The sequence below is a fragment of the Candidatus Moraniibacteriota bacterium genome, assembly GCA_016699385.1.
Lineage (GTDB): Bacteria > Patescibacteriota > Minisyncoccia > Moranbacterales > UBA1568.
The window spans coordinates 718,454-740,678 of record CP064974.1 but is presented as its reverse complement, the minus strand read 5'-3'; the positions used below and the strand labels follow the sequence as shown (position 1 = coordinate 740,678).

General features: G+C 48.2%; 20 protein-coding genes and 3 tRNA genes. 17 read left to right on the top strand and 6 right to left on the bottom strand.

Going from position 1 to position 22,225, the window contains the following annotated elements; translation table 11 throughout:
• From IPJ67_03600 to IPJ67_03560, 9 genes are all read left to right on the top strand, one after another.
• On the top strand, positions 1-912 hold the full coding sequence (locus IPJ67_03600; protein ID QQR77204.1) for an ABC transporter ATP-binding protein: 912 nt from the start codon (positions 1-3) through the stop codon (positions 910-912).
• Positions 913-933: 21 nt separating this feature from the next.
• The gene (locus tag IPJ67_03595) at positions 934-3,186 is read left to right on the top strand and encodes an ABC transporter permease (GenBank protein ID QQR77203.1); all 2,253 of its coding nucleotides are present in this window, start codon (positions 934-936) and stop codon (positions 3,184-3,186) included.
• Positions 3,187-3,243: 57 nt separating this feature from the next.
• Complete coding sequence (locus IPJ67_03590) at positions 3,244-4,794, top strand: PAS domain S-box protein (protein QQR77202.1); 1,551 nt, start codon at positions 3,244-3,246, stop codon at positions 4,792-4,794.
• Between the two features lie 14 nt (positions 4,795-4,808).
• Positions 4,809-6,503 (top strand): PAS domain-containing protein, encoded by a 1,695-nt coding sequence (locus tag IPJ67_03585; protein QQR77201.1) that lies wholly within the window; start codon positions 4,809-4,811, stop codon positions 6,501-6,503.
• Between the two features lie 18 nt (positions 6,504-6,521).
• Positions 6,522-6,920: a response regulator gene (locus tag IPJ67_03580; protein ID QQR77200.1), complete on the top strand. Its 399-nt coding sequence runs from the start codon at positions 6,522-6,524 to the stop codon at positions 6,918-6,920.
• Positions 6,921-6,965: 45 nt separating this feature from the next.
• A complete protein-coding gene (locus tag IPJ67_03575) occupies positions 6,966-7,109 on the top strand; it encodes a hypothetical protein (protein ID QQR77199.1) in 144 nt (47 codons plus the stop codon).
• A gap of 216 nt (positions 7,110-7,325) precedes the next feature.
• On the top strand, positions 7,326-9,116 hold the full coding sequence (typA, locus tag IPJ67_03570; protein ID QQR77198.1) for a translational GTPase TypA: 1,791 nt from the start codon (positions 7,326-7,328) through the stop codon (positions 9,114-9,116).
• A gap of 207 nt (positions 9,117-9,323) precedes the next feature.
• Entirely contained in the window at positions 9,324-9,605 is a 282-nt protein-coding gene (locus IPJ67_03565) for a hypothetical protein (protein ID QQR77197.1), read from the top strand.
• Positions 9,606-9,992: 387 nt separating this feature from the next.
• Positions 9,993-11,327 (top strand): O-antigen ligase family protein, encoded by a 1,335-nt coding sequence (locus IPJ67_03560; GenBank protein ID QQR77196.1) that lies wholly within the window; start codon positions 9,993-9,995, stop codon positions 11,325-11,327.
• Between the two features lie 258 nt (positions 11,328-11,585).
• Here the strand turns inward: IPJ67_03560 and recG are convergent, their stop codons facing one another.
• Positions 11,586-13,943, bottom strand: a complete 2,358-nt coding sequence (recG, locus tag IPJ67_03555; protein QQR77195.1) for an ATP-dependent DNA helicase RecG — start codon at positions 13,941-13,943, stop codon at positions 11,586-11,588.
• On the opposite strand from recG, the gene IPJ67_03550 reads away from it, so the two are divergent.
• Positions 13,863-14,306, top strand: a complete 444-nt coding sequence (locus IPJ67_03550; protein ID QQR77194.1) for a CBS domain-containing protein — start codon at positions 13,863-13,865, stop codon at positions 14,304-14,306. The genes recG and IPJ67_03550 overlap by 81 nt on opposite strands.
• Before the next feature lie 61 nt (positions 14,307-14,367).
• On the opposite strand, the gene IPJ67_03545 is transcribed toward IPJ67_03550, so the two are convergent.
• Both IPJ67_03545 and IPJ67_03540 read right to left on the bottom strand, forming a co-directional pair.
• A complete protein-coding gene (locus IPJ67_03545; GenBank protein QQR77193.1) occupies positions 14,368-14,745 on the bottom strand; it encodes an IS1 family transposase in 378 nt (125 codons plus the stop codon).
• Entirely contained in the window at positions 14,673-15,062 is a 390-nt protein-coding gene (locus IPJ67_03540) for an IS1 family transposase (protein ID QQR77192.1), read from the bottom strand. The genes IPJ67_03545 and IPJ67_03540 overlap by 73 nt, the downstream gene beginning before the upstream one ends.
• Before the next feature lie 90 nt (positions 15,063-15,152).
• On the opposite strand from IPJ67_03540, the gene IPJ67_03535 reads away from it, so the two are divergent.
• Both IPJ67_03535 and IPJ67_03530 read left to right on the top strand, forming a co-directional pair.
• Entirely contained in the window at positions 15,153-17,027 is a 1,875-nt protein-coding gene (locus tag IPJ67_03535) for a hypothetical protein (GenBank protein ID QQR77191.1), read from the top strand.
• 56 nt (positions 17,028-17,083) lie between these two features.
• Positions 17,084-17,653 carry a fibronectin type III domain-containing protein gene (locus IPJ67_03530; protein QQR77190.1) on the top strand — a complete coding sequence of 190 codons (570 nt, stop codon included), beginning with the start codon at positions 17,084-17,086 and terminating at the stop codon, positions 17,651-17,653.
• A gap of 83 nt (positions 17,654-17,736) precedes the next feature.
• Here the strand turns inward: IPJ67_03530 and IPJ67_03525 are convergent.
• Together IPJ67_03525 and IPJ67_03520 are read right to left on the bottom strand one after the other, a co-directional pair.
• A tRNA-Arg gene (locus tag IPJ67_03525) sits at positions 17,737-17,809 on the bottom strand.
• A gap of 10 nt (positions 17,810-17,819) precedes the next feature.
• Positions 17,820-18,287, bottom strand: coding sequence for a hypothetical protein (locus IPJ67_03520; GenBank protein ID QQR77189.1), 468 nt, complete (start codon positions 18,285-18,287; stop codon positions 17,820-17,822).
• Positions 18,288-18,412: 125 nt separating this feature from the next.
• Here IPJ67_03520 and IPJ67_03515 point away from each other — a divergent pair.
• The 4 genes from IPJ67_03515 to IPJ67_03500 all read left to right on the top strand — a co-directional run bounded on the left by IPJ67_03515 (position 18,413) and on the right by IPJ67_03500 (position 21,083).
• Positions 18,413-18,502, top strand: a tRNA-Ser gene (locus tag IPJ67_03515).
• Positions 18,503-18,532: 30 nt separating this feature from the next.
• Entirely contained in the window at positions 18,533-19,390 is an 858-nt protein-coding gene (locus IPJ67_03510; protein ID QQR77188.1) for a mechanosensitive ion channel family protein, read from the top strand.
• 185 nt (positions 19,391-19,575) lie between these two features.
• Positions 19,576-19,800, top strand: coding sequence for a DUF378 domain-containing protein (locus IPJ67_03505; GenBank protein ID QQR77187.1), 225 nt, complete (start codon positions 19,576-19,578; stop codon positions 19,798-19,800).
• A 104-nt stretch (positions 19,801-19,904) separates the two neighbouring features.
• Positions 19,905-21,083: a L,D-transpeptidase gene (locus IPJ67_03500; GenBank protein QQR77186.1), complete on the top strand. Its 1,179-nt coding sequence runs from the start codon at positions 19,905-19,907 to the stop codon at positions 21,081-21,083.
• 102 nt (positions 21,084-21,185) lie between these two features.
• Here IPJ67_03500 and IPJ67_03495 read toward each other — a convergent pair whose 3' ends face one another.
• Positions 21,186-21,497, bottom strand: a complete 312-nt coding sequence (locus IPJ67_03495; protein ID QQR77185.1) for an RNA-binding protein — start codon at positions 21,495-21,497, stop codon at positions 21,186-21,188.
• A gap of 365 nt (positions 21,498-21,862) precedes the next feature.
• Between IPJ67_03495 and IPJ67_03490 the strand changes: the two genes are divergently transcribed.
• Positions 21,863-21,949, top strand: a tRNA-Ser gene (locus IPJ67_03490).
• Positions 21,950-22,225: the final 276 nt, after the last annotated feature.

Sequence of the window (22,225 nt, the reverse complement as noted above, 5' to 3'; positions counted from 1 at the left end):
ATGTCAGAAGTCATTACTCCTCTTTCGCAACAGCCTTTTTCCGGAGGGTATGAATCGGTTCCTCAAGCAGGGGAATCGGTCATTACGGTGACGGATGTGTATAAATCCTTCCATGTTGGGGCGCAGGTCATTGACGTTTTGAAGGGCATCAGTTTCACTGTGGAACGATCGGATTTCTTAATCGTGTTTGGTCCTTCCGGATGCGGAAAGTCGACGCTTCTTCATATTATTCTTGGACTTGAGGGACCGTCGAAAGGGGATATGACATTTCTCGGAAAGAATTTGTATGGTCCGGGAATAGAAGAGGATGTCCGATCGGAGTTTCGCAAAAAACACATTGGCATGGTGTATCAGCAGTCGAATTGGGTGAAATCTTTGAGCGTTTTGGAAAATATCGCGTTTCCCTTGTTCTTGCTTGGATGGGATCGGCTGGCGGCATTTGAACGGGCGAGAGAAGCGCTTCGCTCGGTAGAGCTTATTGATTGGGCGGAATATCACCCGATGGATCTCTCGAGTGGACAGCAACAGCGCATCGCTGTGGCGCGGGCACTTATTACCGATCCGGAAGTGATTATTGCGGATGAACCGACGGGAAATCTCGACTACGATGCCGGTGAAATGTTGTTGAAACTTCTCCGGTCTCTGAATGAAAATGGAAAGACGCTCATCATGGTGACGCATGACCTCGAGTATCTCGCGTATGCAAAGACGGCACTCTCTATGCGAGACGGTCATCTCCTCGGAATTTATCGAGGCGAAGAAAAAGCGAATTTGGAAAAAGAGTTGAAGTATAAACGAGGTGTGAGTATTCAGCAGGGTGCGGGTATCGAAGAAGATCCAAATGCTGAACCAATCGTGTTTTCGTATGGAGGGTCGAGTGGCGGAAAACAAGCTTCCCAGCCTGCGACATAAATTTTCTCAAGGAGCCTTTCTATGCATTTCCCTTTCTTTGGAAAGAAAAAACCGATCAAAGATGTTCAAGATGCTGCCGCACATGGTGTGGCGATTCTTGAAGTCTCTGCTCCTCTTCAACACGTCGCGTTTTTTGTGCGGCTGTGGCGATGGATAGTGGGGATTCCTGAGTTTTTTAAGAGCACATTTCTTCGATTGGTTCTCTTTGTGGTACTTCTCTTGTTTTACATTGTTGCGCGTGGGGTGTTTTCGGCGTATGGTCGAGTGCTCAAGATTATTCGTCGTCCGTCTCCGCGTTCGAGTGAAGAAATGTTTGCGGCACTCTATAGCAAAATTGAGAAACTTTTTCGTATCGAACGACGACAGTCTATCGATCGTATCAGTCTTATTGGTATTGCTGTTCGCAATATGAAGGTGAAGAAGACTCGAACAGCAATTACTATCGGAGGTATGGCACTCGGTATTGCCTCGATTGTATTTCTTGTCTCGCTTGGGTATGGTGTCCAGCGGCTGGTAATCTCCCAAGTGGCGAGACTCGAAGAGATGCGACAAATGGATGTGTCTCCTCAGGCAGGCGGTAAGGTGAAGATAAACGATGAAACACTTGCGAACATGCGGGAGATTCCAAATGTCGAATCGGTTGCACCGCTTGTTGCAGTGGTCGGCAAAGTGAATTATCAGGGATCGGTGTCGGATATGGCTGTCTATGCGGTGACGTCGGATTATCTTCGCCAATCGGCAATCCAACCATCGTCTGGCACGATATTTGAGAGTAATGATCTCTCAGCGAGCCTTCCAACGACGGAAACGGTTGCTGGCGTGTCCGATTCGGCTCCTCTGTCTCCCGAAGGTTTCGGCGATATCCTCGAGCCGGCTTCGGTGCAAACACCTTCGATAGTGTGGGTTCGACTGCGAGAATCTCCTGATCCGAAATCGCGACTTCTCGGATATAGTCGACTTTCTCGTATCCCTATTGATGGTGATATCGTTGCAGGGAAGCCGTATGGGAGCACGGTTTCTCATTCAGGGGAAGCATATCAAGATTCCCATGGAGAGACCTTGGGGAAATGGATTTCAATCGAAACTTCTTTGTGGGAGAAATCTTCCCAGTGCGATTCTTCGGATGAATGTGCCGGGGGCTTCACCTCGATGAAAGGCGCTGATGGATTGGTTCTGGTTGAACAGGGATACTTTGCTCTTGTGGATGAGGATATTGTTGTTACTCCGATAGACAAGGCTCATGAAACATCGCTTGATGACTCGGGTCTTGTGCTTGGTGAAAGTACCGAGGCGACAGCGTCTACAGAGACTGCTGCAACAACAGAAGCCTCTGCTAGTACAACTGATTCCGCGACCGATTCATCGTCGACGGTGAACAATATCAAGGTATCTGCATCCGATGGTGAGTGGGTGGAAATTGATCTTGGCGATACGTCAAAGGGAGACAAAACGGTTGAGCAAGCGACGCTTGGAGAGGCGGCAAAACGTGAGGCGGTTGTGAATCGCGCGATGCTTCAGGTACTTTCACTTTCTGAATCAGAAGCAGTTGGCAAAAAGTTCAATGTGTCTTTTGTTATTACCGGAGCATTGTTTGGTGGTAAGGCGCAAAAGATTGAATCCGTCGAGTCGGAATATTCGATTATCGGCGTTATCCCTGATGACAAGACTCCCGTATTCTATATTCCTTTCATTGATGTGCGGACACTTGGTGTGACCAACTATTCCCAAGTGAAACTGACGGTTGCCACTCAAGAATCGCTCGCAAATGTTCGTCGACAAGTCGAAGGTACGGGATATGTGACGACATCTGTTGCGGATACGGTGGAGCAGATCAATAACTTCTTTGGAACAGCTCGTATTGTGCTTGCGCTTCTTGGTATGGCAGCGCTTGGTGTTGCAGCGCTCGGTATGTTCAATACGTTGACCGTTTCACTTCTTGAACGAACACGCGAAGTCGGACTCATGAAAGCAATGGGCATGAAGGCGTTCGAGGTGCAGGAGCTTTTTCTCACTGAGTCTATGGTGATGTCGTTTTTTGGCGGTGTCCTCGGCCTTTTCTTGGGATTTCTTGCTGGCAAATCGATTGGCGTGCTTATTTCTACTGTGGCATTTTTCCGTGATAAAAATCTCGGTGTTCTTGATGTGGCATATATACCAAATCTTTTCGTAGTTACCATTCTCATATTTTCTCTCGCTGTCGGCGTGTTGACTGGGCTCTATCCGGCGCGACGCGCGACGAAAATATCTGCGCTAAATGCCCTTCGATATGAGTAGGCGCCCGGTGTTTTTTCGAACCTTTTTCCTCAAGAAAATAAAACGAAGCAATTTTTTATGACTCTGCAAAAGAAAATATTTTTCATTGTGGCATATGCATTGGAAGGTGTCTTGATTGCTCTCTATGCGTGGCTTGGCATTTTCTTCTTGGGGCGACTTGTTGAGAATGAACAGCATGCTGTTCAAGAGAATGTTGAGTGGACGGGTCGGGTGATTGCGAGAGATATGCGGACTCTGGATCATCAGCTTCTTGATTGGTCGCAATGGGATGATATGTATTCGTTTGCAGGTGCGCCAACGGAAGAGTTTGTCAAGTCGAATCTTCCAACGGACTCCCTTGATGTTCTTGGTGTGAACTTCATCGTTATCGCCAAGCGGGACGGGACGGTGCTTGCGCGACAGGGAGTGGACATGAAGACTCGGGAACAGATTCCCGTTCCTGATGATGTTGAAGATCAACTTAAACCGGGTTCTCTCCTTTCGACATTTGATTCCAATACAGAGGTGCATTCGGGGATTATTCAACTTTCATCAGGACTTGCATTTATCGCGACGCGACCGATTATGACGTCGCATGGAGAGGGACCATCTCGCGGGACATTGGCGTTTGTGAAGATGATTGATGACTCATATCGCTATGGAATATCCAATTTTCTCGGATACCCTGTTTCATTCGAGTTGTATGGATCAAAGAGTTTTCCATCGGATTTTGCGAATATTGCGGGTCAACTCACATCTTCCAATAAACCTAAGACTTTTGTTGGAGAGGCAACTATTTCTGGCTACGGATTCGTTGCGGATGTATTTGGGAGTCCGCTGCTGTTTTATAAGATTGAACGGGCGATACCCACAGCATTTGGTGTATCAAAGATAATTGTCGTACTTTCTTTGATTGGCTTTTTCTTGGTCTCAACATTACTTATTTTTTTCTTACTTCATTGGGCAGTACTTTCTCGTGTGAACTATCTGAGCCGCTCGCTCGCTCATGCAAGAGAGAGAGGAGTGTCGAAATCGGGTATAGAATTCTCTGGGAGCGATGAGATTGCAAAACTCGCCGAAGAGATTAATGCGATGCTTCGATCGCTCTTGCAGGTGCGTGAGCGAGGTGATCTCGCTGAGCGTCGGTTTCAAACGATTGCGGATACCATGCCGGCGTTTCTCTGGATGATTGATAGGGAACGGAAGTGTCTCTATGTAAACAAACAAACCTTGTTGCTCATCGGAGAGACTTCGAAAGAACATTTCACGGAGGTGTGGCAGAAGAGTATTCATCCTGATGACGAGCCTGGATATCGCGCGCAGTGCGTCTCTGCATTTGAGAATCGGAAGCCTCTTCGGATGGAATATCGTGTTTCGCTGGCGAAGAATCAGTATCGATGGATGCTCGACAATAGCGTTCCATTTTCGAATTCATCCGGTGTCTTCTTGGGATTTCTCCATACGGCGGTCGATATAACTGAACGGAAAGAGCTAGAGGAGGCAGAGGTGCAGAAGCGAAAAGAGACCGAGCGTTTGAATGCTATCATGGTGAGTCGAGAGCTTCGCATGATCGAACTCAAGAAGGAAATAGGCGAGTGTCGAAAACTCATCGACAAGAAACATAACTGATCGAAATTTTTTCTATGCCACACGCTACGAAATCACAAGGGGTATTGGATTTGGAAAGCACGCCTGTTTCGGCAGAGTATGTGCGTGATCTTGAGAAGAAAGTTCATCAGCTCGAGGATACGGAGAAAGCGATACTCAACGTACTTGATGATGCACGTATTCTTGAGGGTCAGCTTCGAGATCAGGCTGATGAATTGAAGAAATTCCGTATGGCGGCGGAAGGGAGTTTTGACCATATGGTCATCACTGATCCGGATGGTACTGTACTTTATGCCAACCCAGCAGTCGAACATATTACGGGCTTCTCGATTGATGAAATACTCGGGAAAACTCCGGCGTTGTGGGGAGGTCAAATGGGAATTGATTTCTACAAGAATTTTTGGAAGACTATCAAGGAACAGAAAAAACGATTTTCGGGTGAGGTGACGAATAGGCGGAAGTCAGGCGAGCAGTACATAGCAGAAATCGGCGTTTCTCCACTTCTCGATGAACAAGGAGACGTTCGTTTCTTTGTTGGTGTTGAACGAGATATTACCAAACGGCGTCAGTATGAAAAGCAACTGGTGGCTCAATCGGAGGATTTGAAAGTTGCGAATGAATCACTTGGTCGAGAGAAAGAAGAGCGTGATTCGGTTCTTCGCTTCTTGCAATCTATTGGTGATGGCGTTATAGCTGTTGATCTTGGTGGGAATATCCTCTTTCTCAATGAGGCGGCGGGGAGTATTCTCGGTATTCCGGAGTATGATGTCAAATCTCAGTCTGTATTGGGGAACCGATGTCAGGATTTCTTTTCGCTTGCAACTGAGAAACGTCCGAATGTCCCGATAGATTTTCTCGAGCAGATAATTACGAAGAAGTCTTCTCTGGAGGACACTCGCGGTTTGTTGGTTCGTAAGGGTTTGGAGACATTGCCAATTTCGTACTCTATCAATCCGATTCACTCCGACGACAATCGGTTGCTTGGATGCATGATTGTTTTCAAGGATATGACGGAAGAACGCGCGATGGATAACGCCAAAGACCGCTTCCTCTCTGTTGCAGCGCATCAGCTTCGGACACCGCTTTCGGGAATGCGATGGAATATGGAGATGCTGCTTGGTGGTGATGTTGGAGAGATTTCTCCGGAAGCCACGGAAACTGTGAAAAAGATACACGCGAATACGCTTCGTATGATCGGACTTATCAATGATCTTTTGAATGTTGCACTGCTTGATGCGGGGCAGGATCCTGAATCATCCGAAGCGGTTGGTGTTGTCGAGACAATATCGACGGTTCTTGGGGAATTGCAATCGCTCGCTGAGAAATCCGGCGTGCATATCGACTTTGCTCCATCGAAAAAATCGAATAGTTGGAAAGTGCTGTCGTTCCCACGGCGTCTTCATGAAGTGTGTGAAAATCTCATCCATAATGCCGTGAAATACAGCCCTTCGGGATCAACAGTTACGATTCATCTGGATACAACTACAGAAGACAAGATTGTCTTCTCGGTTTCCGATACGGGTATCGGCATTCCGAAATCAGAGCGCGAGAAAATATTTGGGAAATTCTTCCGAGCCTCGAATGCGCTTCGTTGGAAGACCGAAGGATCAGGATTGGGACTTGCTGTAGTAAAGAATTTTGTTGAAGAGATGGGTGGTCGCGTTTCATTTGAAAGTAAAGAGGGAAAAGGAACAACTTTTCTTGTTGAGCTTCCACTTGCTAAAAAATAATATTTTGCTAGTTTTCCTATGAACAATAAGAATGTGCAGCAATCTATGAAATATATACTCATTGTCGAAGATGATGAGTTCATCTCGGATGTTTACGAGAGAAAGCTAGTCCTTGAGGGATTTGAGGTTGACCTTGCGCGAGATGGTGAAGAAGCGATTCGAAAGGCTCATGAACGGAAGCCGGATCTTGTGCTTCTTGATATCATGATCCCACTCAAGGACGGCTTTCAGGTGCTTGCTGACTTTCGTGCGGATGCGGCTCTGTCAGATATTCGTGTGATTGTGATGTCGAACTTGAGTCAGGGAAAAGATATTGCGCACGCCAAAGAGCTTGGCGCGCTTGATTATATCGTGAAATCGAATATTGCACTTCCTGATATGGTAAAGCGAGTACGTCAAGCTCTTGCATCTTCATAAATCACCGATTTTCAAACTGGATTCCATCGCACGAAAATATTTGGAGTGCGAATTGCTTTCGCGACAGATTTCCTTTCGAATGAGTGGTTTGATACGAAATCTGTTCAGCAATGGACTCGGGGAAAGTGGCGATGGATTGTCTATGACATGCTCGCTCGCATTCATCACCGACTTCACGGTTGGATGTAGCCTCTTGGCGAAATAGAAAGTGCTGATTTTTACTCTTGCTCTCGTCCCATACTCTGTGTATAGCGATATGAGCAAGAGTTTTTTATTGCCGAAAAGGCAAGGTGCCTGACTTTTGACAAATTTGGGTTTCTTTGGTAGTCTGTCAAGACTTCTGCGGCAAGAGCCGTTTTTTGTTGGTTTTTTTGTTTTCACTTCTTTCGCGCTAAAGTGTTGCTTATGGAAATCCGAAATATCGCTATTATCGCGCACGTCGATCACGGGAAGACAACCCTGACCGATGCTTTGATGCGCCAAACAGGCATGACTGAGGAGGGGGCGAGCATGGATTCGAATGCGCTTGAGCAGGAGCGTGGTATCACGATTTATTCCAAGAACGCGGCGTTGTTTTATAAGGAGACGAAAGTAAATATTGTCGATACTCCTGGGCATGCGGACTTTGGCAGTGAAGTAGAGCGTGTGCTTCGCTCGATTGATTCGGTGCTTCTCGTCGTCGATGCGCAGGAGGGTCCGATGCCTCAGACGCGATTTGTGCTCAAGAAGTCGCTTGAACTTGGGCTCAAACCGATTGTCGTCATCAATAAGGTGGACAAGCCGGCGGCGCGCGTCGAGTGGGTACTCGACCAGGTGTTTGAGCTTTTCCTTGACTTGGGAGCGACGGATGAGCAGTTGGAATTCAAGACAGTGTATGCGATTGCCAAGCAGGGAATCGCCAAGCGGAATATGGCTGATGAGTCGTCGGACCTCTCGCCGCTCCTCGACACGATTCTCGAAGCAGTGCCGGCAGCGGGGCAGGATACCGCTTCGCCGTTTCGCGCTCAACCGTTCAATCTCGGCTATGACAATTTCCTCGGGCGACTCGCTATCTGTCGTGTCTACGAAGGCTCGGCAAAGGTGGGTGACACCGTATTTGCCAAGAAGCCGACAGGCGAAGTTTCTTCGGGGCGCATTACCAAAATTTTCACCTTCCGTGGTATGAATCGCGAAGAATCGCCGGAAGTGTCTGCGGGTGATATTGCGCTTATCTCCGGCATTGCGGATGTGTATATCGGCGATACGATTGCTCATACCAAAGAAGTGGAAAATCTTCCGTCGATTGCGATTGATGAGCCGACGATTACTCTGCATTTCCTCGTGAATGATTCGCCCTTTGCTGGACGGGAGGGGAAGTTTGTCACGCGAGAGCAAATTCGCGAGCGTTTGCGTCGCGAGCTCGAGATAAATGTGGGGCTCAAGATTGATTTTGATTCGGGCGAGAATTTCCTCGTGTCTGGGCGTGGCGAGCTTCATATCGCGATTCTCTTGGAAACGATGCGTCGCGAGGGCTATGAATGTCAGGTGTCTCAGCCAAAAGTTATTATGAAGGAAATCGACGGCAAGAAATGCGAGCCGTTTGAAGAGGTGACGGTGGATGTGCCGACGGAATACTCAGGTGTGGTTATCGAGCGGATGGGCAAGCGCAAGGGCATCATGATCGATATGAAGCAAGGGCAGGGAAATGACTCCCGACTCCTCTTTGAGATTCCGACGCGCGGACTTTTGGGGTATCGCGGGCAATTTACCGTTGATACAAAGGGTGAAGGAATACTTTCTTCGCGATTTCTGGAGTTTCGTCCGCATGTGGGGAATATCGAACACCGAAGCGTCGGTTCGATGATTTCGATGGCGACAGGAAAGGCGCTCGGTTTCTCGCTTTGGAATTTGCAGGAGCGTGGTGTGCTCTATATTGGCGCCGCAACGGATGTTTATGAAGGACAGGTAATCGGCAATGCCTCGAAGGGGGATGACATGAGTGTCAATCCGACCAAAGGCAAACAGCTTACAAACATGCGTTCTTCTGGCGCTGATGATGCGATACAGCTCACGCCACCATGGACACTCTCTATCGAGCGCGGACTCGAAGTGATGTCTGGCGACGAATATCTCGAAATCACTCCCGAAAGTGTCCGCCTCCGCAAGCAATTTCTCACGGAGAACGATCGCGTGAAAGCGGGACGGAAGGGGAAGTGAGCGAGTGCCTAGTGATGAGAAAAAGGGAGCAAAGAAAACAGTCATGACTGGCTGTTTTCTTGCTTTTCTCTCGAGAAAATACCGCTGATATGCCATTTATGTCGGTTTATATTGACAGAATAGTGGTCTTGTGCTAGGATAGAAAACGTGTGGTTCTTTGACAGGGAATGTTTGTCAGAATTTTTTCTCACCCGAAAGGAGGGTGGTATGAAAATGAAGTGCAGTTCTACCCCGGGAGCCAAAAAAGGATCCCCTCACTCTTTTTCTGAGGTGGATGTTTCGGAGGAAGTTTACGAAGTCAAATGCTCTGAAGAAGAGGCAAGATCTTCTTGTTTCGGAGAACTATTAGGGCGTCGTCTCCGTGTTATTTTGACGGAAGATTCTCATTATATCAGAGATCCTGAATATTTTGTTGTAACGCCAGAAGATGTAGAATACGCATTGTTTTATGGCATGAGGAAAGAGTATTTAAGAATTATTCAGTCCTGATGTCTGATGCCACTTTGTTTAGAGTCTTGAGCTGAGGAGTTCGAGATTTTCAAACGGTCGGAAGTTTTTTTAACAGGTCGCCAAAAGACGACCACTTTCGGAGGAAGAGAAATGCTGCAAATAAGAACTGGTGGTAATGTTGTCTCCATCAACGTTGGTAGCTCTGCTGAGTTGCAGAATGTCGCCATGGTGATTGGATGGACAAAATCTGATTATTCTCATCAGAGCGGGGGTAATCATAAGTCTCAGAATCGTCGTCAGAATAGCCTTGTCCGTCCAGGACAGGGTGGATTCCGCGGCAGTTACCGGTAATATTTTTGGGCGGATGTGGAAATGAATTCCCATCCGCCCCCGATTTTTTATGGAGCTCTTTGAGGGCTTTTTTGTTTGTTCTCTTGGGTGGCGGGTGATATGCTTTTTGGTATGGGTGAACGCGTCAAAAATTTTCTGTGGTACACTTTTGTCTTTCTTTTGCCGTGGCAGACGGTGTGGATTTTTCGCGAGGTGTTTGTTGATGGGGAGAAATGGCAGTATGCGACTATTGGGATGTATGTGTCGGATATAGTGCTCGTGGCGTTTGCGATTTTTTTCTATCTGTGCGCGTCGCGTGAAACGTGGCGAGAATTGTCTCGCGATGTGTTCGTGCGGATTTTTGTGGCGCTCCTTGCATGGTCGCTTCTTTCGACACTCTGGGCAATCAATCGAGAACTCGCGCTCCTTTCGGTGTGGCGCGTTTTTCTTATGACGCTTGTGTATGTGTGCATGCGGTATGGCGGCGTTTCTTTTCGGAAAACGATTGCGATGTTTCTTTTTTCCATGACGGTACAGGCGGGACTTGCGCTTTCGCAGTGGGTTTCGCAATTCGTTTTTTCCTCAAGTCTTTTTGGTATTGCTCAGCATGATCCTTCGCAATGGGGGACGTTTGTATTGAAGACGGAGAGTGGGCGGTTTCTCCGGGCATATGGCGGATTCGAGCATCCGAACGTTTTGGGGGGAGCGCTTGCAATGGCGATACTTTTTGGCGTGTGGCTTTCGGTGACGGCACGGCGACTCTGTGTACGAGTTGCACTTCTTGGCATGACGGTTGTGTCGAGTTTTGCATTGGTTGTCACCTTTTCGCGGAGTGCGTGGATGGCACTTGGTTGTGGTGGAGGAGTATTATTTCTTGGCTTGATAAATTTAAATAGAAGAATAATCGCCGTTCGGAAAGTGGCACAGCGTCTTGCTATATCGTTGTTTTTTGTAGGAACTTCTTTCTCTCTTGGATTCCTTTTGGTTCGAGATATCGCAATGAGTCGGTTTTCGGATGAGACACTTGCTCGTGAGGGGTCGCTTTCGGATCGGGCAGTCTATATGGAGCAGGCGCTTGTTGCAATACGCGAGCATCCAATACTCGGTGTGGGCGGGGGGAATTTCACGGCGTTTTCGATGGAGCGCTTCCCGGATGCGGGGGCGTTTGTCGGAGCATTTCAGCCGGTCCATATGGTGCCAATACTGGTCTTTGTCGAGCTTGGCGTGATTGGTTTTGTACTTTTTCTTTTGCTCTTTGCTTTTGGATTTGCTCGGGCATGGAAACAAAGGAATGTGCTTTCGCTTTCGATACTCTTTGCGCTTGTGCCAATGCTTCTGATTGATCACTGGTTGTGGAGCGGGCATTTTGGCGCCCTGTTTTTAGGGTTTCTTCTTGGTGTGTGTGCTCGAGATGATGCGCTTCTCACGTAAGGAGAATATTTTGCATCGCCACTAATCTGATTACTTACCTCGTGCGAAATGAATCTTTCTCTCAATATAAGCCAAAACTCCTCACTCGTCACACTCGCGAGGGCGGGCGTGTCTAGGTTCCACCAGCTTTCAGGGGGCATAATACAGGGTTTGTTTGTAAATCGGTTATATTGAGCAAGTGGTATTTGGATTCTTCTCGCCCTGGCGGGACGGGAATGACGAGGAATCAGGTCTTTTTATACGTGTAGATTTTATCGGTTATTCCAAATGTACGTTTTCGGTCATTTCTGCGAGGGCTTTGCGGAGATGAGGGTGCTGTTCGAGGGAGGGGTCAGCAAGGAGGAGTGATGAGGCCTCTTCTTGGGCGATTTTTATGAGGCGGGCATTGCCGAGATGACTCATTGCAATATCGGGGATGCCAGACTGTCGGAGTCCGAAGAATGCGCCTGGACCACGTATTTCGAGGTCTTTCTCTGCGAGGAAAAAGCCATTGTTGCTCTCGACGAGGGCATCGAGACGGTCATTGTTGGCGCCGTTTTTTCCAGGGAGGAGGAAGCAGTAAGATGGGTGAGCACCGCGTCCGACACGACCGCGGAATTGGTGGAGCTGAGAGAGTCCGAATCGGTCGGCGTTTTCGATAATCATGACGGTGGCATTGGGCACGTCGACGCCCACTTCGACGACGGAGGTTGAGACGAGCACGTGTATTTTTCCATCTTTGAAATCGCGCATGACTTTTTCTTTGTCAGAAGATTTCATTTTTCCGTAGAGGAGTCCGACAGAAAATTCGGGGAATACTTTTGCGGAGAGCTTCTCGTGTTCGGTTTTGGCAGCTTTGACTTCGGAGAGAGCAGCGGATTCTTCGACGAGTGGCAGGATGATGAAGACTTGTCGACCTTTCTTTATTTCTTGTCTTGCAAATCGGAAAACGGTTTCTCTCGCATCGCGCGATGCGGCGATTTTGGTTGTAATGGGGATGCGATGCTTTGGCATTTCGTCGAGTACGGAGATATCGAGATTGCCAAGGAAAGTGATGGCGAGCGTGCGTGGTATGGGAGTCGCTGTCAGTGTGAGGAGGTGTGGCGTCGTGGCGGGGAGACCGTCTGCCGAATGTCGTGTCGCTTCTTGCAGAGCGGCGCGCTGGGAGACGCCGAAACGGTGCTGTTCGTCTACGATGACGAGTGCGAGATTTTTGAATGACACATCTTCTTGAAGCAGGGCGTGCGTGCCGATAACGATGCTCGCGAGTCCGCTCCGGATGGCATTTTTGAGTGTTTCTTTGGCGACGGTTTCAGCTGCAAGTATTTGCGAAGAGCGTGTGAGGAGGGCAACTTGAAATGACGATTGGGCGAAGAGTGTGGAAAATGTTTCGAAATGTTGTCGGGCAAGTACTTCTGTCGGCGCAAGGAGTGCTACTTGGAATCCGCCTTGCACGACGCGAAGTCCAGCGAGTGCCGCAATAGCGGTCTTGCCGGAGCCGACGTCGCCATTCACAAGGCGATTCATCGGCATGGTGCGATCGAGGTCGAGGAGGATTTCTTCGAGAGCTTTGTTCTGCGCGTTGGTGAGGGGGAAAGGGAAAAGTGAAGCGTTACGTTCAGTGAACGTGATGTCCATTGGGAAAGAAACGGCGGCAGATTGTTTCCAGAGTGATTTGAGCTCGAGGCTTTTGAGTTGTGCGAGGAACATATCGTCGAAGGCGAGTCGCTTGCGAGCGATCTCCACCTCATTGATGGATGTGGGGAAGTGAATCATGCGGAGGGCACGAGGTAGTGTCGGGAGATGGAGCTTGTCAGTGAGTGTTTCTGGAAGTGGATCCGGTACACCAATTTTCTTTTCGAAGAGACTTTCGATTTGCCAGCGAATGAATTTTGACGTCAGACCATACGTTTCTGGATAGATGGGGACGAGGCGTGCGGTGTGTGTCGGGCGACGATTGGCGCGCTCGAAGGCGGGTGAAACCATGACGAGTCCATCGCGGTCGCTCGAGACTTTGCCGGAGACGCGAATCCGTGTGCCCGGCACGAGGCTGTTTGCAATGAGCTTCTGATTGAACCAGACGAGGCGAATGGTTCCCGATTCGTCAGTCAGGTCAGTTTCAAATATCGTCATCTGTCGCTTCCACGTTTTCTTTTCTCGGAAGGGCGCAACCGTTCCTTCAAAGGTTGTCTTTTCTTCCTCGATCGCCTCGGTGATTTTCTTTATTTGCGAGAAGTCTTCGTATCGTGAAGGGATATGGAAGAGGAGGTCGCGAACGGTGTATATCCCGAGTGTCGCGAATTTCTGGACGAATGTTTTCTTAATCGTCGGAAGGGCAGTGATGGGAGTTTGATAGGATGTCATACTTCCAATAGAGCGTTTTTTTGTTTGATTGTAAAGGCGGAGAGGAGTATTTGTCTCGCATATTGACACGGGTACTTTACATTCGATTTTGCGAATGGAGAGAGAATAGTTTATACTGTGAGTACTTCCTCTGAAGGAATATTTTCTATATATTTTCTTGCACGTATGAGTGATTCTGTTGTGAGGGATATTATGACCGTTTCGGTTATTTCTGTTGAACCGAATGAACCTTTGCAGAAGGTGGCGTCGATTCTTACTGAGAATCGCATTCATGGCGTTCCGGTGCTTGATGGAGGGAAAATAGTTGGTATTATTACGGAGACGGACTTTTTCACGAAAGATTCGTCGAATATCTATCTCCCCTCATATATAGATTTCATGCGGAAGATGCGTGTTGCGAGTGAGATGAATGGGAGTCGGCGAGAAATGGTGGATCGTCTTATGCAAGCAAAAGCAAAGGATATCATGAGTTCGCCATGCCAGGTAGTGCTAGAAAGTATGTCGGTTCAGGAACTTATTGGGAAATTCAAAGAAACAGGGCTCAGTGTCTTCCCAGTGACGAGTAGTGATGATATTATGGTAGGTATAGTGGCAATTGCAGATGTATTGAAGTCATTTGATTTTCCAGTATCGTGAAGGCTACCATCTCGGGCACTTTCTTGAGATTATTTTTTACGGAGATCATAATTTGGTATTGCTAACTTAAAATAGAAACCACCATTTCCCGATACTGAAAGAGCAAAAGCGTCTTCAGCACCATGACTACACTCTTCGAATAGCAATGCGTCCTTCTTTTGAAACGAGCGATGAAATGCCGGAGCAGATTATTCATTCCTTCAACTGAAAACGTTTCCGCTTTTGAAGTGATATGCTTATCCTGTGGCAAAAACTTCCGATAGGCTTCCCAATAATCCGACGTATGAAGCGAACAATCCAAATGCCGTATCTTCTTCCAGAGCTTTTTTCCAGTACTCGCTCCTCGGCTTCCTACCGCAAAATCAACTATGGCCATTGTTTCTCTATCCACTGCCAGCCAGATCCAGAGTTTTGACTTTTTTTTCGAACAAAATGCCACAACTCATCCCATTCCATCACCGATATTTTCTTCGATTGTTTCGGCATTTCCCGTTGAAGATGCATCCGCAAACGATCGGCGGCAAGATTCATCCACTTCAAAACCGCCACATTGCTTACTCCGAGAATCCGTCCGATACCCCGAAATCCCATTCCCTCGAGATACAGCCGAAGTGCCTGACGCTTCATTTCTTTGGGTTTACCGTGACCGTGAGGTGTTGAGTAGGTGTACCCGCATTCTTGGCAGAGATACCGTTGGCGTTGTTTCAGAAAACCGTTCTTTGTGAAGCGTTCGGAGGCACATTTGGGACAGGGCATAGATCGTGGAGTTATGGGTTATGACTCCAGTATCTAATACCTATTCGAAATTAGCAATACCCATAATTTTAAATATCTTTTTGCAGCACTATGGCTGAAGAAAAACAAAAAAAAGATCCACTTCAAACAGGTGGGACCATGAATCGGCATATTGATAGTGTTGCAAACGATACCCTCCCGCTTCTCGGGAAGTCATGGGTTTTTGTGTCGCGTGCACGTGTAAAGACATGGCAAGGGCTTTTCATGCTTGCGTTTGTGTCCGGCGCCTTTGTATCATTTGTATGGAGTGTGTCACTGGAAATCGAGAGTCTCTCCAAGGCAAGTGGAACGGCGACGCTTTCTATGACGTCGCCGGATGCATCGGGTGACGGGACAACGGTCAATGTTGCGCAAGACGATACGTTCTCTGTAGATTTGGTGTTGGATACGGGTGGTGTTGATGTGGTGGCGACGCGCGCTATTGTGACCTATGACCCGGCGGATTTCCAGCTGACCGGATGGGATACGAGTGGATCTATATTTGGCGTCAGTAATAGCTGTGTCTATCAGGGAAATCCCTGTCAAATCGTAGACAATGATACGGCTGGTGGGACGATTTCTTTGACACTTGCCAAGCCGGCGCCGGGTGTTCGGAACAATGCCGGTCTTTTGGCAACTTTAACGTTCAAAGCGCTTCGATCGGTATCTTCCTCGACGAATAATATCCGGTTTACTTATGTGGGAGCAGATAATTCAACTGATTCAGATGTGATTGAGGAAGGGGCAAATGGCAATGATTTGCTCGCGAGCGTCTCTGGTATTCGGGCACTTGTTGGTGCGCCAGCGTGCACTGATTATGTCTATTCCGGATGGGGCGCGTGCCAGCCCGATGGTACGCAGACGCAAACGGTTGTCTCGACTGTTCCAGATGTTTGTTCGGGTGGTGTGGCAGCAGTGACAACACAGTCGTGTACCTATACGCCGCCAACCTGTACGAGCTTTACGGAGTCAGGATGGGGAGAGTGCCAGCCGAATGGCACACAGACACAGACGGTGACGGGCGTCCCAGCTGGATGCTCCGGCGGTACTCCACCAGCATCGACGCAGAGCTGTACCTATACCGGGGGAGATACAACGTGTACCAGTTTTACGACGTCTTCGTGGGGTGATTGCCAGGTAGATAATACGCAGATTCGTACGGTGTCCGGTGTCCCGGCAGGGTGCTCCGGTGGTACTCCGCCGTCCTCGAGCCAGAGTTGCACCTATACACCTCCGACAGTGGTTTGCTCGAGCTTCTCCTATGGTGAATGGGGGTCATGCTTGGGAGGGAAGCAAAGTCGTGATTCAGTAGGGATTCCCAGTGGGTGCTCGGGTGGCAATCCAGACATTGAGCAGTCCTGCACGGTCGATGTTTCTTCAAATGATCGCGGAAAGTTCTCGCGAGATTCTATTGAGGTAGTCGGTGAAAAAACGAAGTTTGGAAAGCGCGATAAGATTATGACAAATGATTCGAGACTCTCTTTCAAGGGGTCAGATGATGATATAAAGAATGGGAAGGTTGAGGTTTATCGTGAAGGAAAATTGAAGGATAAAACCAGTGTGAACGGTAATGGAGACTGGTCGATTAAGGTGACGGAAAAAGAGAACGGATCATTCCGATACTCCATCCGATACCTTGATATGAATGGAAATGAGATTGATAAATCGGCCACTTATACCATTTTCGTAGATGATAAGGATCCGGAGATTACCGATCTCCCTCTGTTCCTCTCCAAGGCGCGTGGTGAAAAAGTATGGTGGGATGCCGTAGACAACAAGGATATTGACCATTATCGCTATCAATTCCTTGGATACTGGAAGACGACAAAGAGTAAATCTTTCAATATTCCAGCGAATACACCAGTCGGTATTCACATGTTCGAACTCAAAGTGTATGACGATGTCGGCAATAGCACATCGAAGACTATTCTTATCCGCGTTCGGTAATTTTCTCTAGCGAGTGCCTTTTGAAGCAAGTCTTAATTCATCCATCGCAGAATCTTATGAAGCGAAAATCGAGCATCTTTAAGAAGAGGGGGAGGCGAGCATTTAGAAGCGTGCTCCTTGGAGTCCTCTCGATTGCAGCATTATCTTTTATTCCATCAGTGTTCGCTGCGCTTCCACCTCCACCTCCACCGCCATCAGGTGCACCGCCAGTGCCGCAGAATCTTGTTGCATCATCTCCTTCAGCAACACAGATTAACCTGTCATGGGATGCGGTGACGGACGGATGGCTTTCGGGATACAATATCTACCGATGTAGTGGTGCTAGTTGCACGCCGACAACGAAAATCGGAACAACAAATGCAACAACAACCACCTATTCTGATACCGGACTCTCATCCGGAGCATATGTTTATGCTGTGACAGCGTATAGTGGATTTGGAGAGTCGGCGCAGTCGACGGTTGTTTCCGCAAATACTCAGGTTAAGACCTATTCTATCGCCGATTTTACAGCATTGGTTGTTGACTGGCTGAAGACAGGGTCGGGATTTGCCTCCGATGTGAATGCTGATAATGTGGTAAACACCCGTGATCTCGGCATTATGATGAGCTTCTGGAGCGGTGCGTAGTCTCATGTAGCTTCTTTGCAAGAGAAAAAGACAGGCGACTTGCCTGTCTTTTTCTTGCTTCTCCCTTGATGATTTGTCGATAGTGCGCTCGGCAGGAATCGAACCTGCGACCTTCTGGACCGCAACCAGACGCTCTATCCACTGAGCTACGAGCGCGCAACCTCGTTTAAATATGCAGGAAACGAGAGAGGGTGTCAACCAGTGTCGGCTCGTATCGGACTTCTCGGATGTATTTGAGCAGCGTATCTCGAACGGTGTTTGGATTCATAGTGCCGAGCGGGATGCGGACGGAAGCAATGAGTGAACCGCGTGTTTTGAGGGAAAGACTTTTCTCATCTTCTTCGTAGATAATCCAAAATGACTCAATATTTTCGAACATGTACGCTTCTTTTTCGACAACAACGCTTTCTGATGCGATAGCACAGTCGAGTGTTTTTGGAGGCTTCCGGCTGTGGAGGAAGGTGATAGTTCCAAGGAGTACAAAGGTCATTGCCATTATGGAACTGTTTTCGATTAGCGCATATATAATGATGGCAAGAAAAACCACGAGGAGTATAAGGAGCGCTCGCTGGTGTATGGGCGACTCATCGAATTCCGGTGCCATCCAGATGAGTTGTGAAGAATCGTGTTCCATAGGAAGTCACGCTTTTTTGAAGATGAGACTGAAGATGAATATAGTATAGCATGTTTTACAAGCCGTTTCTTTCTTGGTAGTCTGGGGAGGGAAGAAGTTTTTTGGTGTTGCGGCGCGTCGTATTTGGTGGGGTGACCGAGCGGTTTAAGGTAGCAGTCTTGAAAACTGCCGTACCGGAAACGGTACCGTGAGTTCGAATCTCACCCCCACCGCCACATTATTTTCTATAAGAAAATTTCTTTTCTATGCAAAATTTCATCCAATCTCTTGTGGAGAATGTGACGCCGTGGTTTCTGGATCATGGGGTTAAGGTACTAGCTATCGTTGTTTCAGCGCTGATTATTCAGCGGTTTACGGGAATATTTATCGAGAAATCTGTGCGGAGGCTTGTGGTGCCAAGTCGATTTCTGAGTAAGGAGGCCGAGCGAAAGCGCGAGGACACGCTGATTCGTATTTTTACGACGTCGGTTGAAATATTGCTGTGGATGCTCGTTGGGCTAATGGGACTTTCAGAACTGGGCTTTGCGGTAGGGCCGCTTATTGCGGCAGCCGGAGTAGCGGGACTTGCGTTTGGATTTGGCGGGCAGTACCTTATCCGCGATCTCATCAGTGGGTTGTTCATTATCATGGAGAATCAGTATCGGATTGGCGATGTAGTGTGTTTCGATAGTACCTGTGGCTTGGTTGAAGATATCAGTCTTCGTATGACGACGCTCCGCGATATGGATGGAACCGTCCATCATGTGCCGCATGGCGAGGTGAAGCAGGTGTCGAATCTTTCCAAAAATTTTTCGCGGGTCAATCTCAATATAGGTATCGCCTATAATGCCGATTTGGAGCATGTCATTGCGGTGGTGAATCGCGTTGGTATGGAACTTTCCAATGACCCGAATTGGAAAGATATGATTATCGCACCACCACAATTTCTTCGCGTCGATGACTTTGGCGACTCGGCAATTGTTATCAAAATTCTTGGTGACACACAACCAATAAAGCAGTGGGATGTGACGGGCGAACTCCGCAAGCGAATCAAGATTGCCTTCGATAAAGAGGGTATTGAAATTCCGTTTCCGCAACGGGTTATTCATCAGCCGAAACAATAAGAATCTATCAAGAAGGGTTGTTTCTTTGAAAAACAGTGTGAGAAGTTTGTTTTGTGGCACTTCTTTTGTGGGCTTTAAGAGTCTTTTGGGGGGAGATGCTTGTGGTGCATAGACCTCCCGCATCGTTCATATTTGTGGTATAATTTTTGCAGAAAGCGATGGCATAATTATTTACGCACATGCGTATGAAGATGATGCATATGGCAGCCTTCATTCTCCTCATTGTTGGGGGAATCAATTGGTTGCTTGTTGGGGTGTTTGGTTCGGATATCGGAGATTTTCTCTTTGGCGGGATGGATGCGCCGGTGTCGCGACTCATCTATGTATTGGTAGGTGTCGCAGCCCTCTATGAAGTTACAATGCACAAGAAGGGTTGCCGGGTGTGCGGAACAGATATGTCACAAATGTAGAGGGGAGAGTCCTTTCGGAAGTCATTCTGATATACTCAGAATGACTTCTGTTGGTAGGAGAAGTCGAAAGGCATTTTGATTACAACGCGTATTTCCGTATTTGTATGACCTTCAATTTTTTGTCGAGAAAACAACAATCAAAAAAGAGCGGGAAGCGAGGTGTGCGATGGGGCATATTGCCTCTTTTTATTATCGGGCTTTTCTTGATGTCAGCAGGTGTCTATGGATTTCGTGCCTATGCTCGCATTCTTGAAGCGCGACCGTCATTTGATACCATAATTGCAGACGTGAAGCCTGAGAGCACTCTTGGCGTTACCTTTCCTTCTTCGGTTGATACGGATGGATTTACAGAGGGCGTTCACCTGACGCCGGATATTCCGGTTGTTTTTGAATGGAAGGATGAAAATCGAAAACTTCTCATTAAGCCGGCAACATTTTGGGTATCGGGAACTCGGTATGCGCTTTCACTCCCAGCGGGGAAAACTGTATGGCTTGGAACGATTCCAGCGACAACGCTTTCTTTCGAAACCTGGTCGCCTCCGGTCGTCATGTCGGTTTCTCCGGAGGATGGCGCGCAAGATGTGCTCCTCGGGGCGGAAGATCCGGTTGTCGTTCGTCTTGACCGATCAGCAAAGGACTCGTTTCTTGATTTTTCATTCAATGGAGAAAAGGCAGTGGTGTATGGTATTGATTCAGATAAGCAGGAGTTTCGCATTCTTCCGAACAATGTTCAGTCGGGTGTGACGTATTCGCTCGTGGTTCGCGTGCGGAATCGAGAGTCGTCGGATGCCTCATTTGAAACGGCGTATACGGGAAGCTTTGCGACGCTTCCACCTGCGCCCTCTGTCATGGCGGCGGATTTCCCGACGCGACTCCTCAATGCAAAACGCTACACTGTGCCCACAGTGATAACGGGAAAGTATATCGATATCAATACGGAGACTCAAGTTATGACGATATTCGAAGATGGGAAAGTGCTGGACGCCTATATGGTATCGTCCGGCAAGCGGGGTATGGATACGCCGAAAGGGGACTATACTATCCACAACAAGGCGCCGCGCGCCTGGTCCAAGTCGTATGGTCTCTATATGCCGTATTGGATGGCGCTTGTTGCGAGTGGGAAATATGGTATTCATGAGCTCCCTGAGTGGCCGGGCGGGTACAAAGAGGGCGCGAATCATCTCGGGACACCCGTCTCACATGGTTGTGTCCGTCTCGGCGTCGGTCCTGCCGAACGCGTCTATACCTGGACGGATATCGGCACGCCCGTGACAGTGCACTGAAGCTGGCGGAGTGCAATGAAAATGAAATTCTAGAGAAAGAGGAAAAATAAAGACTCCCCGATTGCTCGGGGAGTCTTTTGGAGAACAACTGTCAGGAGAGAATTACCAGTCCCGCTTGTTGCCACCGCCGTAACCGCCATCATTTCCACCTTGGCGCGGGCGGGGTTCGAATGGGCGAGCCTCGTTTACAACGAGGGTACGACCATCGAGATCCTTTCCGTTCCACATGGAGATCGCCTTTTCGGCATCTGCATCACTAGCCATTTCAACAAAGCCGAAGCCTTTTGAACGACCAGTAGCGCGATCGGTAATGACGCTCGCTGACGTGACGGATCCTGCTTCCGAGAATGCTTCTCGGAGGCTGTCATCCGTGGTGCCATATGAGAGGTTTCCGACGTAGAGCTTCTGTGCCATAGAGATTCTAATCCTATAGGTAAGAGTAACGCGAGTAAGTCGACCTTCTCCTTTCTCTGCTCCCGCTTTCCCTAAAAGCTCGAATATCTCGCCCTTAGAACATCCCACCGAAGCGGGATTTCGCTAGAAACCCATTGAGAGAAAACTTACTACTGGCGCAAGTGTAGCATGCTTCTCATCTTTGTGCAAGAGGTGGGGCTTGCGGGCTGACATGTGCATTCTCGCCTTGCCAGAGGGCGTTTGGCAGTGATACACTGCTCCTATGCACGCCTTGTGCCTCCTTGCACCTGGTTTGTGTGCATCTTCAGAGGGGTTGGTGGATTTCCGAGAGGCAAGTTGTTTGAAAAATCGTTACCAGAGAATTTGGAGAGGTGGCTGAGCGGCTGAAAGCAGCACACTGCTAATGTGTTAAGGGGGAAACCCCTTCCAGGGTTCGAATCCCTGCCTCTCCGCAGTCAGCAGGTAGCATGAGATGCTTACCTGCAATATTGGTCGGTTACAAAGTAAAAAGCACGGGATTTCCGTGCTTTTTACTTGCCTTGATCTTTGGTTACCTTTCTAGAGTAATCTTCTTCTGAGTGGGATAGATCCGACTTTTTAAACAACCGAGTATTTCTCGCTTCTCCTCGTTTGTTCCTCTTCGGAGAAGGTACTTGGCATACCCTTGAATATCGATACCTGGGATACTGACCTCTTCTTTCGTCCCCAGAAAGAACTTTTGCATTTTT

Bases quoted from the DNA above. Each gene is read 5' to 3' on its own strand.
- IPJ67_03600 (QQR77204.1), top strand. From the start codon at position 1: ATGTCAGAAGTCATTACTCCTCTTTCGCAACAGCCTTTTTCCGGAGGG.
- IPJ67_03595 (QQR77203.1), top strand. From the start codon at position 934: ATGCATTTCCCTTTCTTTGGAAAGAAAAAACCGATCAAAGATGTTCAA.
- IPJ67_03590 (QQR77202.1), top strand. From the start codon at position 3,244: ATGACTCTGCAAAAGAAAATATTTTTCATTGTGGCATATGCATTGGAA.
- IPJ67_03585 (QQR77201.1), top strand. From the start codon at position 4,809: ATGCCACACGCTACGAAATCACAAGGGGTATTGGATTTGGAAAGCACG.
- IPJ67_03580 (QQR77200.1), top strand. From the start codon at position 6,522: ATGAACAATAAGAATGTGCAGCAATCTATGAAATATATACTCATTGTC.
- typA (QQR77198.1), top strand. From the start codon at position 7,326: ATGGAAATCCGAAATATCGCTATTATCGCGCACGTCGATCACGGGAAG.
- IPJ67_03565 (QQR77197.1), top strand. From the start codon at position 9,324: ATGAAAATGAAGTGCAGTTCTACCCCGGGAGCCAAAAAAGGATCCCCT.
- IPJ67_03550 (QQR77194.1), top strand. From the start codon at position 13,863: ATGACCGTTTCGGTTATTTCTGTTGAACCGAATGAACCTTTGCAGAAG.
- recG (QQR77195.1), bottom strand. From the start codon at position 13,943: ATGAATGCGATTCTCAGTAAGAATCGACGCCACCTTCTGCAAAGGTTC.
- IPJ67_03540 (QQR77192.1), bottom strand. From the start codon at position 15,062: ATGCCCTGTCCCAAATGTGCCTCCGAACGCTTCACAAAGAACGGTTTT.
- IPJ67_03535 (QQR77191.1), top strand. From the start codon at position 15,153: ATGGCTGAAGAAAAACAAAAAAAAGATCCACTTCAAACAGGTGGGACC.
- IPJ67_03530 (QQR77190.1), top strand. From the start codon at position 17,084: ATGAAGCGAAAATCGAGCATCTTTAAGAAGAGGGGGAGGCGAGCATTT.
- IPJ67_03520 (QQR77189.1), bottom strand. From the start codon at position 18,287: ATGGAACACGATTCTTCACAACTCATCTGGATGGCACCGGAATTCGAT.
- IPJ67_03510 (QQR77188.1), top strand. From the start codon at position 18,533: ATGCAAAATTTCATCCAATCTCTTGTGGAGAATGTGACGCCGTGGTTT.
- IPJ67_03505 (QQR77187.1), top strand. From the start codon at position 19,576: ATGAAGATGATGCATATGGCAGCCTTCATTCTCCTCATTGTTGGGGGA.
- IPJ67_03500 (QQR77186.1), top strand. From the start codon at position 19,905: ATGACCTTCAATTTTTTGTCGAGAAAACAACAATCAAAAAAGAGCGGG.
- IPJ67_03495 (QQR77185.1), bottom strand. From the start codon at position 21,497: ATGGCACAGAAGCTCTACGTCGGAAACCTCTCATATGGCACCACGGAT.